11 protein-coding genes and 2 pseudogenes are annotated in these 13,236 nt (G+C 63.8%); 2 read left to right on the top strand and 11 right to left on the bottom strand.

Annotation, left to right across the window (positions count from 1 at the left end):
* Positions 1–19: 19 nt before the first annotated feature.
* Positions 20–583 (bottom strand): adenylyl-sulfate kinase, encoded by a 564-nt coding sequence (cysC, locus tag CXQ80_RS20550; RefSeq protein ID WP_256585601.1) that lies wholly within the window; start codon positions 581–583, stop codon positions 20–22.
* A gap of 120 nt (positions 584–703) precedes the next feature.
* Positions 704–1,591 (bottom strand): LysR family transcriptional regulator, encoded by an 888-nt coding sequence (locus CXQ80_RS20545; RefSeq protein ID WP_101322208.1) that lies wholly within the window; start codon positions 1,589–1,591, stop codon positions 704–706.
* 100 nt (positions 1,592–1,691) lie between these two features.
* Here CXQ80_RS20545 and CXQ80_RS20540 point away from each other — a divergent pair, with 100 nt between their 5' ends.
* Positions 1,692–2,861 (top strand): mandelate racemase/muconate lactonizing enzyme family protein, encoded by a 1,170-nt coding sequence (locus tag CXQ80_RS20540; protein WP_101322207.1) that lies wholly within the window; start codon positions 1,692–1,694, stop codon positions 2,859–2,861.
* Positions 2,862–2,964: 103 nt separating this feature from the next.
* Positions 2,965–4,272, top strand: a complete 1,308-nt coding sequence (gene dctA, locus CXQ80_RS20535) for a C4-dicarboxylate transporter DctA (RefSeq protein ID WP_101322206.1) — start codon at positions 2,965–2,967, stop codon at positions 4,270–4,272.
* Between the two features lie 155 nt (positions 4,273–4,427).
* Here dctA and CXQ80_RS20530 read toward each other — a convergent pair whose 3' ends face one another.
* From CXQ80_RS20530 to CXQ80_RS20495, 9 genes and pseudogenes are all read right to left on the bottom strand, one after another.
* Complete coding sequence (locus tag CXQ80_RS20530) at positions 4,428–6,068, bottom strand: AMP-binding protein (RefSeq protein ID WP_101322205.1); 1,641 nt, start codon at positions 6,066–6,068, stop codon at positions 4,428–4,430.
* Positions 6,069–6,129: 61 nt separating this feature from the next.
* Positions 6,130–6,384, bottom strand: a pseudogene (locus CXQ80_RS25415) (methyl-accepting chemotaxis protein); the annotation flags it as partial.
* A 30-nt stretch (positions 6,385–6,414) separates the two neighbouring features.
* A pseudogene (locus tag CXQ80_RS25410) lies at positions 6,415–7,077 on the bottom strand (PAS domain-containing protein); the annotation flags it as partial.
* 349 nt (positions 7,078–7,426) lie between these two features.
* Positions 7,427–8,683, bottom strand: a complete 1,257-nt coding sequence (locus tag CXQ80_RS20520; RefSeq protein WP_101322203.1) for a GTP-binding protein — start codon at positions 8,681–8,683, stop codon at positions 7,427–7,429.
* Positions 8,680–9,342 (bottom strand): nitrile hydratase subunit beta, encoded by a 663-nt coding sequence (gene nthB / locus CXQ80_RS20515; RefSeq protein ID WP_101322202.1) that lies wholly within the window; start codon positions 9,340–9,342, stop codon positions 8,680–8,682. The genes CXQ80_RS20520 and nthB overlap by 4 nt, the downstream gene beginning before the upstream one ends.
* 39 nt (positions 9,343–9,381) lie before the next feature.
* Complete coding sequence (nthA, locus tag CXQ80_RS20510) at positions 9,382–9,963, bottom strand: nitrile hydratase subunit alpha (protein WP_101322201.1); 582 nt, start codon at positions 9,961–9,963, stop codon at positions 9,382–9,384.
* Positions 9,964–10,035: 72 nt separating this feature from the next.
* The gene (locus CXQ80_RS20505; protein ID WP_101322200.1) at positions 10,036–11,550 is read right to left on the bottom strand and encodes an amidase; all 1,515 of its coding nucleotides are present in this window, start codon (positions 11,548–11,550) and stop codon (positions 10,036–10,038) included.
* A 189-nt stretch (positions 11,551–11,739) separates the two neighbouring features.
* Entirely contained in the window at positions 11,740–12,264 is a 525-nt protein-coding gene (locus CXQ80_RS20500; RefSeq protein ID WP_101322199.1) for a group 1 truncated hemoglobin, read from the bottom strand.
* A gap of 36 nt (positions 12,265–12,300) precedes the next feature.
* Complete coding sequence (locus CXQ80_RS20495) at positions 12,301–13,167, bottom strand: transporter (RefSeq protein WP_101322198.1); 867 nt, start codon at positions 13,165–13,167, stop codon at positions 12,301–12,303.
* Positions 13,168–13,236 lie beyond the last annotated feature (69 nt).

The raw sequence follows: 13,236 nt of genomic DNA, 5'->3' as shown, positions 1-13,236 counted from the left end.
CGCAGGGTTGCAGCCAGCCTCAAACCAAAGCTTCAAGCACGTAAGCCAGCAAGCGGTCGGCCGAATGGCCAAGCGTTTGTGCGCCCGTCTGCAACTGCAACTGCGGCTGCTCGGGCGCTTCATACGGCGCATCGATCCCGGTAAACGCCGGCAGCTCGCCCGCCCGCGCCCGCCGATACAAACCCTTCGGGTCACGCCCCTCGCACGCTTGCAGATCCGCGCTCAGATACACCTCATGAAAGCCCGCCTTGCACGCCCGCCGCGCCGCCGCCCGATCTGCTCGGTAGGGTGAGATGAACGCTGCGATGCAGATCAGCCCCGCATCCGCGAACAACGCCGCCACCTCACCGGCACGGCGCACGTTTTCGCTGCGATCGGCGGGGGAGAAGCCCAGGTCGGCATTAAGGCCAGTGCGCAGGGCGTCGCCGTCGAGAACGTAACAACCGTAGCCGCGAGCGGTCAGTTGTTCGGCGAGGGCGGTGGCCAAGGATGACTTGCCGGCGCCGGAGAGGCCGGTTAGCCAGATCACCGCGCCGGGGTGGCGGCGGGGGGTAGCAGCAGGGGGTGTGGCGACAGTTTGCACTTGGCTGGATTCCATTCCCGGTGAGCATGCTGAGTTTACTGAACTATTGCTGAGTTGGCGGTGGCAGAGCAATTGCTGGCTGAGGCAGCACCCGCATGCAGTGCGGGATCTGCAGGCCATTCAAGCCCCAGCCTGATCTGCCAGCTTCCCCCAGAACTCCTGCGCCGACTGACTGATCGGCCCGGTTGGCCGGGTCAGGTGAATCTCCAGCGGAATATCCCAGCTCTCATCCAGCGCCCGCACCAGGCGGCCATCGGTCACTTCCTGTTCGGTCAAACTGCGCGGCAGCCAGGCCACGCCTTTGCTCTCCAGCGCCATCGACATCAGCACCGCCGCCAGGTGGCTGCTGAACAGCGGCTTCAGGTGCAGGTATTCCTCCTTGCCGCGCAAGCGGTGGGCAACGATGCGCCCCAGGCCCGACTCATGGGTGTAAGCCAGATAAGGCAGCGCCTCGGGTGAGGTGCCAAAGTTGGCCGAGGCACTCGCCAGCGGCACCAGCACATCCTCGCCGACCTTCTTGCTGACGAACTGGTCCGGTGCCAGCAGCGGCGGTACATCGGGATGGCGGTGGCAGAGCATGAACTGCACCTGGCCATGGATCAGCATCTGCTCGCACACCGCCATGCTGTCCGAATGCAGCTGCACCGCTTCGATCGGCGCGCCGTTTTCAGCACTGCGCAGCCACTTCGGAAAGAACGTGAACGACAGCGAATGGGTGGCGGCAAAGTGCAGCGACTTGGCCGCCATGCCGGCCACTTCCTGGGCCTCGGTGCGCATGCGGTACAGGCGCCGGGCGGCGTCCTGGGCGCTGGGCAGGATCTGCCGGCCGGCGTCGGTCAGGGTCGCGCCCTGAGGGGTGCGGATGAACAGTTGCACGCCCATCCAGTTCTCCAGCGCCCGCACCCGACGGCTGAACGCCGGCTGGGTAACGTGGCGTGCTTCGGCGGCGCGGACGAAGCTGCCGTACTCCGCCAACGCGGAAAGATCCTCCAGCCAAACCAGTTCCAAGGGCCATGCCTCCTGTGCATAGGGTCCGGCATTAATAGCATTGGGCGGGTACCCTCGCAACGCCTAACGTGGGGCCACAAACAACAACAGGAACCCCGCCATGCGCATCGTCGACATTCGTGAAAAAACCGTTTCGATTGCCTCGCCCATCGCCAACGCCTACATCGACTTCTCGAAAATGACCTGCTCGGTGGTCGCCGTGGTCACCGATGTGATTCGCGATGGCAAACCAGTGATCGGCTACGGCTTCAACTCCAACGGCCGCTACGGCCAGGGCGCGCTGATGCGCGATCGCTTCCTCGCGCGCATCACCGAAGCCGACCCGGAGACCTTGATCGACCACGAGAACAACAACCTCGACCCGTTCGCCATCTGGAAAACCCTGATGACCAACGAGAAGCCCGGCGGCCACGGCGAGCGCTCGGTTGCTGTTGGCACCATCGACATGGCCGTGTGGGATGCCGTCGCCAAGATCGAAGGCAAACCGCTGTACCGCCTGCTGGCTGACCGCTACCGCAATGGCGTTGCCGACGACAAGGTGTGGGTCTACGCCGCCGGCGGCTACTACTACCCCGGTAAAGACCAGACCAAGCTCAAAGCCGAAATGCAGAGCTACCTCGACCGCGGCTACGACGTGGTCAAGATGAAGATCGGCGCCGTGCCGCTGGACGAAGACATCCGCCGTATCGAAGCCGTGCTCGAAGTGGTTGGCGATGGCCAGCGCCTGGCGGTCGACGCCAACGGCCGCTTCGACCTGCAGACCGGTATCGCCTATGCCGAGGCGATCAAGAAGTACAACCTGTTCTGGTACGAGGAAGTCGGTGACCCGCTCGACTACGCCCTGCAAGCCGAACTCGCCAACCACTACGAACTGCCGATGGCCACTGGCGAAAACCTGTTCTCGCACCAGGACGCACGCAACCTGCTGCGCCACGGCGGCATGCGCCCCGACCGCGACTACCTGCAGTTCGACTGCGCGCTGTCGTATGGCCTGGTCGAGTACATGCGCACCCTCAAAGTGATGGAAGACCTGGGCTGGTCATCGCGCCGCGTGGTGCCCCACGGCGGCCACCAGATGTCGCTGAACATCGCTGCCGGCCTGCACCTGGGCGGCAACGAATCCTACCCCGACGTGTTCCAGCCATTCGGCGGCTTTGCCGATGGCATCCAGGTTGAAAACGGCTATGTCGGCCTGCCGGACATCCCAGGCGTGGGCTTTGAAGCCAAGTCCGCGCTGTACGCCGTCATGCGCGAACTGGGCGAGGGCTGAGCCACCCCCCGCGCTGCGGTCTCGCGACAGAGACCGCAGCCGCCGGCGTCGCCCGCCGACGCCACGCCACACGCCCATCACAACAATAAAATGAGGTGCATTCGTGGAAACGTCCAAGTCCCGCTGGTACAGCCAGCTCTACGTGCAAGTGCTGATCGGCATCGTCATCGGCGCCGCCATCGGTTACTTCGTGCCCGACATCGGCGCCAAGCTGCAGCCGTTTGCCGACGGCTTCATCAAACTGATCAAGATGCTGCTGGCGCCGATCATCTTCGGCACCGTCGTGGTCGGCATCGCCAAGATGGGCAGCATCAAGGAAGTCGGCCGCATCGGCGTCAAGGCGCTGATCTACTTTGAGATCCTCTCGACCATCGCCCTGGTCGTTGGCCTGATCGTGGTCAACCTGGTCAAACCCGGCGAAGGCATGAACATCAATGCCGCCGGCCTCGATGGCAGTGCCATCAGTAAGTACAGCCAGGCTGCCAGCGAGCAGGGCGGCACCGTCGACTTCTTCCTCAATATCATCCCGAGCACTTTCGTCGGCGCGTTCTCCAATGGGGTGATGCTGCAGGTCATTCTGCTCTCGGTATTGATGGGTGTGGCGCTGGTGCAGATGGGCGAAACCAGCAAGCCGCTGATCAACACCATCGACCTGTTCCTGCAGGGTCTGTTCAAGATCGTCGCCATGGTCATGCGCCTGGCCCCGCTCGGCGCCGGTGCCGGCATGGCGTTCACCATCGGCAAGTACGGCATTGGCACCTTGCTCTCGCTTGGGCAGTTGCTGGTCGCGCTGTACATCACCACGCTGATCTTCATCGTGGTGGTGCTCGGCGCTGTGGCCCGGTGGTCGGGCATGCCGCTGATGATGTTCTTGCGTTACTTCAAGGATGAGATCCTGATCACCCTCGGCACCTGCTCAACCGAAGCCGTGCTGCCGCGGATGATGGTCAAGCTGGAGAAGCTAGGCTGCAAGAAGTCGGTGGTGGGGATGGTGTTGCCGACCGGGTATACCTTCAATGCTGACGGCACTTGCATCTATCTGACCATGGCGGCGATCTTCATCGCCCAGGCGACCAATACGCCGCTGACGTTCATGGATCAGATGATCTTGCTCGGGGTGTTTCTGCTGACCTCGAAAGGCTCGGCCGGGGTGGCGGGGGCTGGCTTTGTGACGCTGGCGGCGACGTTGACCACGATTCATTCGATACCGTTGGTAGGGCTGGTGTTGCTGCTTGGGATTGACCGCTTCCTGAACGAGGCGCGGGCAGTGACCAACTTGATTGGCAATGGGATTGGTACGATTGCGATTGCCAAGTGGGACAACTCGTTTGATGTGGCAGCGTGTGAGCGCGAGATTGCTGCGATGAAGGAAGAGAACGCGGCGAGGAAAGCCCTGCTGGCGCAGAAGTAAGCCGCACGCGTGTGTGTGTAGGAGCGGCCTTGTTTCGCGAAAGGGGCGCGTAGCGGCCCCAAACCCTTAGCTTCGCCGCTAACATCGCCGGGCCAGCTGCGCTGGCCTTTCGCGACACAAGGCCGCTCCTACGCCGACCGCTTTATACCTGGAGTTCAGCTCACGACGGTTTGCTGCTTGGCGATTTCCTGATTACGCAGAATAAACCGCTGCAACTTGCCGCTCGGGGTCTTCGGTAGTTGCTCGACGAAGTCGATCTCACGTGGATAGGCATGCGCAGCCAGGCGGTTGCGTACGTGCAGGCGCAGCACTTCGGCAAGCTCAGGGCTAGGAACATGACCGCTGTGCAGCACTACAAACGCCTTGATCAACTCGGTGCGCTGCGGGTCTGGCTTGCCGATCACGGCGGCTTCAACCACCGCCGGGTGTTCGATCAGCGCGCTCTCGACATCGAACGGGCCGACGCGATAACCGGAGGTGGTGATCACGTCGTCGTTGCGGCCGACAAAGCTGATGCTGCCGTCGTCATTCAACTCGACGATATCGCCGCTCAGGTAATAGTGGTCGACAAAGGCCTTGGTCGGCATGCCGTAATAGCCGTCGAACCAGCACAGCGGCGAGCGCTTGCGGTCGACTGCGAGCACGCCCGGCTGACCGGGTGGCAGCTCGCGGCGCTGTTCATCCAGCACCACGATGCGACAACCCGGCACGGCGTAACCCGCTGAGCCCTCGCGGATCGGGTGGCTGAGGCCGTGGTGGTTGCACAGCACCATGCCGACTTCGGTTTGGCCGTAGTGGTCGTGAATCACCACGCCAAGCTCTTCGGCAAACCAGCGGATCACCTGCGGATTGAGCGGCTCGCCGGCACTGCTGACGGCGCGCAGTTTGCCGCGTATGGCATCGGAGAATTCAGCACCCGCGGCGATCAGTAAGCGGTACGCGGTGGGTGAGCCGGCGAGGTTGCTGACCGCGTATTTGTTGATCAGGCGGCTGGTGCTTTCGACCGAGAACGGGCCGTCGTAGAACAGCGTGGCCTGGCCGCAGGCGAGCGGGCCGGTAACGGCGTAGTACAGGCCATAGGCCCAGCCGGGGTCGGCGAGGTTCCAGAAGCGGTCGTCGTCGCGCAGCTCGATCGCGTCGCGCATATAGCTCTTGAACGCGAGGATGGCGCGCAGGGGCACTTCCAGCGGTTTGGCCGGGCCGGTGGTGCCGGAGGTGCACATCAGCAGAAACGGCGCGTTGCCGTCGAGCAGCGCCGGCGGGCAGTCAGCCGAATGTTGGGACAGCACGTCCCAGAAATCGAAGTCGTCCAGGTCCAGCCGGTCGGCGCCAACGACGATGATGTTCGGGCAGTCGGCGATCTCGTCGAGCTTGGAGCGGTTGTGCGGGTCGGTGAGCAGCCAGCGCGCCTTCGAGCAGCTCAGGCGTTGTTCGATGGCCTTGGGGCCGAACGCGGTGAACAACGGCTGATAGACCGCGCCGATGCGCCAGGTGCCGAGGATGGCAATCAACAGCTCAGCGGTGCGCGGCATCAGCCCGGCGACGCGGTCGCCGGGCTTGACGCCTTGGCTGCGCAGGAAGTTACCGAATTGCGAGGCCTGAATCTGCAGCTCGCTGAAGGTGTGCTGGGTAGCACGGCCATCGCGGGTTTCGCAGTACAACGCCACGGCGTCACTGTAGGCGTGGCGGTCACAGCATTCGATGCAGGCGTTCATCGCGGCCAGCTCGCCGTGCAGGTCTTGCGCGGCCAACTGGTGGTAATTGAAGGAGGTCACTGCTGAGTCGTAATCGCGCATAAAGTACCTGATTGTTATTGTTTGGAATCTTTAACGCCGCGCTGGCGCTGGGTTAGCTGTCGATCATCTGCGCTGCTTGTTGCGTTGCCTGACTGGTGCGCGTGGCCAGCTTGCGCACCTCGTCGGCCACCACCGCAAAGCCACGCCCGGCTTCGCCTGCCCGGGCCGCTTCGATGGCGGCGTTCAAGGCCAGCAGGTTGGTCTGGCTGGCGATGCCCTGGATGGTGGCGACGATGTGGGTCAGTTTGCCGAGGGTCTCCTGCATCACCTGGTGTTGTTGCGCCTGCGCCTCGCGGATGGTGCTTTCTTCATGGCGGGCATGGATATCAGTTATAGCCCCAACTACCCGCAACGGCGCGCCATCCGCAGCACGCCGGGTTTGCCCGCGGCCGCGGAACCAGCGGTAGGCGCCGCTTTGGTGGCGCAGGCGATACTCGACATCGAACGGGGTGTTGCCGCTGCGATCATCGACATGGGCGACAAACGCCGCGATGGCGCGGGCGCTGTCGTCGGGGTGCAGGCGGGAGGTCCAGCTTTCCAGGGTGTTGGGGAATTCTTCGACGGTGCTGCAGCCGAGCAGCCTGCGCATCTGCGACGACCACCAGATGGTGTTGCTCGGGTTGGCCGGGTCGCCGGCGACCACTTCGATATCCCACAGGCCGTCGTGGAGCATTTCGCGGGAAATGTCGAAACGCTCGGCGGCCAGCTCAAGCTCTTGGATGTGCAACTGTTGCTCGTGGATGTCCCGCAGGGTGCCCGCCGTGGCGATGGCAACACCGTTGGCGTCACGCAGCGAACTGCCGCTGAGCCGGCACCAGCGATAGTCGCCGCCGGCGGTGAATTTCATGCGCAGGTCCAGTGCAAACGGTGTGCGCCCGCTGCGGTCGGCGAGGTGCCGGGCGAGGGCTTGCTGATGGGCGTGGCGATCAGCCGGATGCAGCTGTTCGTGCCACTGGCCCAGCTCAGGCAGATGCGGTGCATGGATCGCGGCCGAGCCCGTCCACTCCATCGCGCAGTCTGGCGCAGGCGTGCCTGAGGCAGGCATATGCAGTTGCCAGAACAACTCATCGGCGCCTTCGGTGACCAGCGTCCAGCGCGCTTGCAACTGCTGCGCCTGTTCGTCGCGCTCAGCCAGGCGCTGTTGCAGTTGGCTCACCTGCGCGGCAAGTTCGCGAGCCTGCTCCTTGAGCGTGCGCCGCTCCTGCAGCAACTGCTCGACGCCGGTAAGGATGCGCCGCAGCAGCGGGTTGCGCGATGACAGCGGCGTACTCGGCTGATCGGGCTGGTCGAGGCGGTCGGCGAGTGGGGCCAGTACCCAGCGGCTGGTGCGATTGAAAAACAGCATGCTACATCTCCAACTAGATAGCGGCAGCAGCCGGTAATGGCGGCGTCTGGCTGGTCGACAAGGCAAGGCTGTCGAAGGCGTTCGCCCAGGGCAGTGCTGGCCAGGCCGACGGGCCGGTAGCGATTTCGTCTGCGCTCAACAGGCAGTGGTCGAGCTCGCGTTGCAACGTTGCGGTGTCCAGGTCCTGGCCAATGAACACCAGCTCCTGCCGGCAATCGCCGACGATGCTGTCCCACTTGGCCATGATCCCTTGCAGGCGGTACTTGTCCTGCGGCCACTGCGAAGGGTCGATGAAGTTCCACCAGTGGCCGACGTAGTCCCACTGGAACTGCCTGCCGCTGTGCACCAGCAGGCCTATTTCGCGGTGGCGGCTGGCCAGCCAGAAGTAGCCCTTGCTGCGCAGCAGGCGGCCATTGCTCCAGGGGCGGGAGAGAAATTCGAGCAAGCGTTGCGGGTGAAACGGGGCACGCTCGCGATAGACCCACGAGGTCACGCCGTAGGTGTCCGACTCGGCGGCCGGGGTGTCGTCGGCGTCCATCTGCTTCATCCAACCGGGCGCGGCGGCCAGGCTGGGCAGGTCGAACAGCTGGGTGCCGAGGATGGTGGACAGTTCAACATTGCCAGCGACCATTGGCAGGATCTGCGCGCCGGGGTTGAGCCCGGCCAGCACCGCCCGCAGCGTCTGGTATTGCTTGTCGTCGATCAGGTCGCACTTGTTCACCAGAATCACGTTGGCGTACTCGACCTGCTCGATCAGCAGGTCAGCCAACGGGCGCCGCGGCGCAGTGGCGTCGGCCCGCTCGACGGTTGCCGGCGAGTCGAGCAGGGCCTGAAACTGGCTGGCATCGACCACGGTGACCAAGGTATCCAGCCGCGCCAGTTCACTGAGGCTGAAACCCTCGGTGTCGAGAAAGGCAAAGGTCTCGGCCACCGGCATCGGCTCGGAAATACCGGTGGACTCGATCAGCAGATAATCGAAACGCTGCTGGCGCGCCAGCGCGCTGATCTGCTCGAGCAGGTCGGCGCGCAGGGTGCAGCAGATGCAGCCGTTGCTCATCTCGATCAACTCGTCCTGGCCACGGTGCAGCGTTACATCGCGCTGCACCTCGGCGGCGTCGATGTTGACCTCGCTCATGTCGTTGACGATCACCGCCACTTTCAAACCCTGGCGATTGCGCAGGATATGGTTGAGCAGAGTGGTCTTGCCTGCGCCGAGGAAGCCGGAAAGGACCGTCACCGGCAGTCGGCCTGCCTGGACGCCGGCAGTCATGCGTGCACCGCTCGCGGGCTGTCGACTTTGTCCAGGTAGCTTTCGAACAGGTCGACCACCACCAGGCCATCGTCGGCGGCGTCGCCCCACAGGTCCTTTACCCGGAACTCGACGTGGTAGGTCGGTTGATGCGCCGCGCTGCGGTCGCCGTGGCCAATCGCATCCGGGAACGGCCACTGCGCAGTGGTGCGGTGCAGCACCACGCCTTGCTTGCCACGTACATAGGCCGGCATGCGCACATGCCCGGCGACGTATTCATCACGCACGATGACTCGGTCGCCGACTTCGAACGGCGGGCGCCCGGTGATCGCTTCGCGGCCTTGGGCATGGGCCGGGTTGGCCAGCTTGAAGTGCGAGCCGAGGGCCTCATCCAGTTCGGCCTGGGTGATGACGCCGGTCTCGACCAGCAGGGTGGCGGTGGCGATGACATAGCGCTCGTAGTACTCGGTGCCGACATGCTGGCGCACATCGATACGCTCCACGGCGTGGCGGATTTCGTCGACGCTGAACTTGCCCATGTGGTCGGCGCCAATGAACATCAGGCTGTAGGCCAGGTGCTCCCAGTCCTGCTTGAACACCTGCTTGTAGCTGAGGCTGTTGATGCGGTGGGGCACTTTGCCAAAGCCCTGGAAACCGCCGAGATCGTGAAAGCCATCCATTTTGAACACTCCGCAAGGGTAGGGGGTTGGGCGCGTTGCTCAGCCGACACGCGGCAGGGCGACGCCAATCAGCACGTCCTTGGTCACCAGTTGGCGCAGCTGCTCTTCGCTCATGTGCTCGGAGCCCGCTGGCCGCTGTGGCAGCACCAGGTAACGGCTTTCGGCGCTGGTGTCCCAGACCTTGATCACCACGTCTTCCGGCAACTCGGTGCCCAGCTCGCGCAGTACCGTGCGCCCCTCGCGTACCAGCCGCGCGCGGAACTCGAAGCCCTTGTACCACTCGGGCGGCAGGCCCAGTACCGGCCAGTTGGTGCAGGAGCACAGGCTGCAGACGATCACGTTTTTAAGCAGCGGGGTGTCTTCCAGGGCGACAATGTATTCGCCCTGCGGCCCGGTGAAACCGAACTGCGCGCAGGCGGCAGTGCCATCCTTGAGCAGCAGCTCGCGGAAGGCCGGATCGACCCAGGCCTTGGCGACGATGCGCGCGCCGTTGTCCGGGCTCCAGCCGTGTTCCATCAGCTGGGTGAGCTGCTCGATGTAGCCTTCGGGGATCAGGTCTTTGTTCTTCAGCACTGCGTACAGTGCCCGTGCCCGCTCACCCGGGGTTGAGGTTGCCGTCATGGGATTACTCCTCTCGTTCAACACGGTTGTTGATCTAATTGTTGTTCGGGGCTGTGGCGCTGGTCGCTTGCGCTACAGCGTGCGCCAGTCCACCGCGCCTTCGAATGCCGCCGCCGCCTGGTAAATAGTGCCCTCGGCGTAATGCTTGCCAACCAGCATCAGCCCAACGGGCAAGCCGTCAACCAAACCGCAGGGGATGGACATGGCCGGGTGGCCAGTGATGTCCTGGGCGGCGGTATTACCTAGCATTTCCAATGCCCGCGAGACGTTCTCGGTGATCGAGCAATCCGCCGCTGGCAGCGGCTGGGCGATGATCGGCACGGTCGGCATCACCAGCAGGTCGTATTGCTCCAGTGCCTTGTCGTAACCGGCACGGGCGAAGCGGGCGATGTTCTGCGCCTTGGCGTAGTAGCGGCCGTGGTAGTGGTCGAGGCCAAACTGGCCGACCAGCATGCACAGCTTGAGCGACGGCGAGAGGGCGTCGGCCTGGGTGCGCCAGCCGACCTGTTTGTCGAGCAGGCCGACGTCGTACAGCCCCTTCCAGTTAAACCCCGCACCATTGCCGTGCATCATCTGCATGGTCAGGCCTTCGCAGCCGATCGGGCCCCACAATGTGCCGGCCAGGGTGTGCTCGGGCACCGAGACTTCCTCGACGACCGCGCCCAACGCTTCGAACTGAGTGATGGCGCTGCGCACCGATTTGGCAACCCGCGGGTCGAGGTTGGCCAGCTCGAAGCCTTGCTTGAGGATGCCGATGCGCAAGCCGCGCACACCACGATCAAGGTAGTGGCTGTAAGCGTCGACTTCAGGCGTGCCCTGGCGGGGATCGAGCCCATCGGCGCCGGCCATCACTTCCAGCATCAGCGCGTTGTCGCGCACATTGCTGGTCATCGGGCCGACATGGTCGAAGGTCGCCTCGACCGCCATCACCCCGGTGTACGGCACTAGGCCGAAAGTCGGCTTCAGGCCATAAATGCCGCACCACGCCGCAGGAATACGCGCCGAACCGCCTTGATCGCCGCCCACCGCCAGGTCGACTTCGCCGGCCGCCACCAGCGCCGCACTGCCCGACGACGAGCCACCACTACTGAAGCCCGGGCGCAGAGGGTTGTGCACCGGCGCCGGGTCCGAAGTGTGGCTGGCGCCGGACAGGCAGTAGTGCTCGCAGGTGGCCTTGCCGAGGATGGTCACCCCGGCGTCGAGCAAACGGGTGACCACGGTGGCATCGAACGCCGGTACATGGCCGGCCAGCGGCGCGGCGCCGTTCATCATCGGTACGCCGGCCAGGGAGATGTTGTCTTTCAGGGCAACGGTTTTACCGAGCAGCTTGCCGGAGCTGGCGCCCATCACCTCGGTGCGGTAGTACCAGGCGTTCAGCGGGTTTTCGCGGCTGGACGGGCGATAACCGGCGGTGCGCTCGTAGCGCACCAGCGGGGTGAAATCGGGCAGCTCGTCGACCAGGTCGTAGGCGTCCAGGCTGGGCTGCATGAGCGCCAGGTATTCGCTGGCTTGCTCGGGTGTCAGCTGCAGATGCAGGCGCGCGGCGAGGGCCTGCAGTTGTTCGAGCGTCGGGCGGGTGATGGCCATGGTGTGTCCTGTTTCCGATGCCAGGCCTCAGGGCCTGGCAAATGGCTGTGCGAGAGGCCCGCCGCGGCTGGGCCTGCTACTAAGCTAGCGCCAGCGCGTGGCCGGCACTTGGTTGAGCAGGACAGTCGCTTGGTTGAGAAGGACTGCCTTGCGCCAGGTGCTGAGCCTCATCTAGGTGGCCGAGCGGTGTTACGACTCGAGCTTGGGTACTGCGGCCTGTGCCGCTGCTTCGCCGCGTGCGGGCCAGACCACGCCGACGCTCTTCATGCCCTTGGCTGGGTCCATCTCAGGGTTGGCCAGCACCACGTCGCGGTAGGACGGGCTGCCGATCACCGCAGGTTTGAACTTGACCAGAAAATCGTTGACCTCCTTGCGCAGCTCCGGCGCCAGGTCGTAGTCGTTGTAGCACTCCTCCAGGCAATCCAGCGTGGCTTGCCAGTGCACCTCGGTCAGGCCCATGCCGCGGTGTGCGGTGACCATGTCGCGGCCGCGGTACTTGGCGCTGCCACCCCAGTGCTGGGAGAGGAAGTCGACAAAGTTGATGTGCTCTTTCTGAAAGGTCGACTCGGACATATGCGCCCAGATATGCCCAATGGCCGGGTGGCCCATGGTCTTGCGCAATACCGCGCCGGCGAACTGGTAGATCACGTCGTAGCCGCCCAGGCGGGTGTACAGCGAAGGTTGTTGCTCGGTGGAAGCGTTTCGGTCAGTCATGTGGATGCTCCATTTCAGCTGAGGATCGGCAGACGGTTAAAAGACCCGGGCGTACCTGAGGTTCAGGCGAAAGTTTTCTTTCGGGCCGTTTTCTACCGCGAGGTCACGCCCCAGTTGCATCTGCAGTTGGTCCTGAGCAGTAAAGAACTTGGTCGCGGTGACGCGGAAGTTGGTGGTCTCGCCGCGGTCGTCCTGGTTGCTGCCGTCGACTTTGTTTTCGCCGCCCCAGGTGTGGCCAAAACCAAGGGCCAGTGACGTGCCCGGGTCGATGATGTAGCGCCCCATCAACTGCGCTGCGTAGGACGTATCCTGTTCACGTCGGACCGAGTTGGCGCCGAAGTCGTCGTTGTCGCCGTACCAGATCGCATCACCCACCATGTCAACTGCCCACTTCTCACCGAAGTGCTTGATGTACGCCGCCTGCAAGTCGACCTTCCAGCGGTTTTCGCCCAGGTTGAGCCCGTCTTTGCGGTCGTAGTTGCCCGTCGGTGCGACCAGATAAACCGTAGCGCCGACCGTGTCGTTGGCTTCGTTGAGGCGGTACTTGAGCGGCGCGGTCAGGGTCAGGTCACCGATACCGCTGGCGCTGCCAAGGGCCGAAGCGTCACCGCCGCTGGAGACATGGCCGAACGGCAACAGAAACTGCGGCTCGATGGTCAGTCGGTCGGTCAATTTGTACACATGCAGCAAACGCAAGATGCCGACATTGGAGGTCAAGTTGAAGTCCGAACTGGCCTTGTGACCCTGGGCGTAAAGACTGTCGGTGGTGGAGTGCTGGTAATAAACCACACCGATGGTTGCACCCACCGGCAGCACTTCATAATCCCCCGGCGCAACTTCAACCGCTTGGGCAGACAGGCACGGTGCGGCCACCGCGAGCATCAGGTAACGGAGCTGTTTCATGGACCAAGTCCTTATTTTGAGCCCAAATTCGGGCAAAAAGAGCCCCGCTGCCGTAATAACGGCAGGTGC

The organism is Pseudomonas sp. 02C 26 (assembly GCF_002843585.1).
Classification (GTDB): Bacteria; Pseudomonadota; Gammaproteobacteria; order Pseudomonadales; family Pseudomonadaceae; genus Aquipseudomonas; species Aquipseudomonas shirazensis.
Note: the sequence above shows the minus strand (reverse complement) of the source record. Positions and strands in the feature narration are given on the sequence as shown.

Excerpts from the sequence above, each read along its gene's own strand:
- CXQ80_RS20540 (WP_101322207.1), top strand. The coding sequence starts at position 1,692 with ATGCGCATCGTCGACATTCGTGAAAAAACCGTTTCGATTGCCTCGCCC.
- CXQ80_RS20530 (WP_101322205.1), bottom strand. The coding sequence starts at position 6,068 with ATGCGCGATTACGACTCAGCAGTGACCTCCTTCAATTACCACCAGTTG.
- CXQ80_RS20520 (WP_101322203.1), bottom strand. The coding sequence starts at position 8,683 with ATGACTGCCGGCGTCCAGGCAGGCCGACTGCCGGTGACGGTCCTTTCC.
- nthB (WP_101322202.1), bottom strand. The coding sequence starts at position 9,342 with ATGGATGGCTTTCACGATCTCGGCGGTTTCCAGGGCTTTGGCAAAGTG.
- nthA (WP_101322201.1), bottom strand. The coding sequence starts at position 9,963 with ATGACGGCAACCTCAACCCCGGGTGAGCGGGCACGGGCACTGTACGCA.
- CXQ80_RS20505 (WP_101322200.1), bottom strand. The coding sequence starts at position 11,550 with ATGGCCATCACCCGCCCGACGCTCGAACAACTGCAGGCCCTCGCCGCG.
- CXQ80_RS20500 (WP_101322199.1), bottom strand. The coding sequence starts at position 12,264 with ATGACTGACCGAAACGCTTCCACCGAGCAACAACCTTCGCTGTACACC.
- CXQ80_RS20495 (WP_101322198.1), bottom strand. The coding sequence starts at position 13,167 with ATGAAACAGCTCCGTTACCTGATGCTCGCGGTGGCCGCACCGTGCCTG.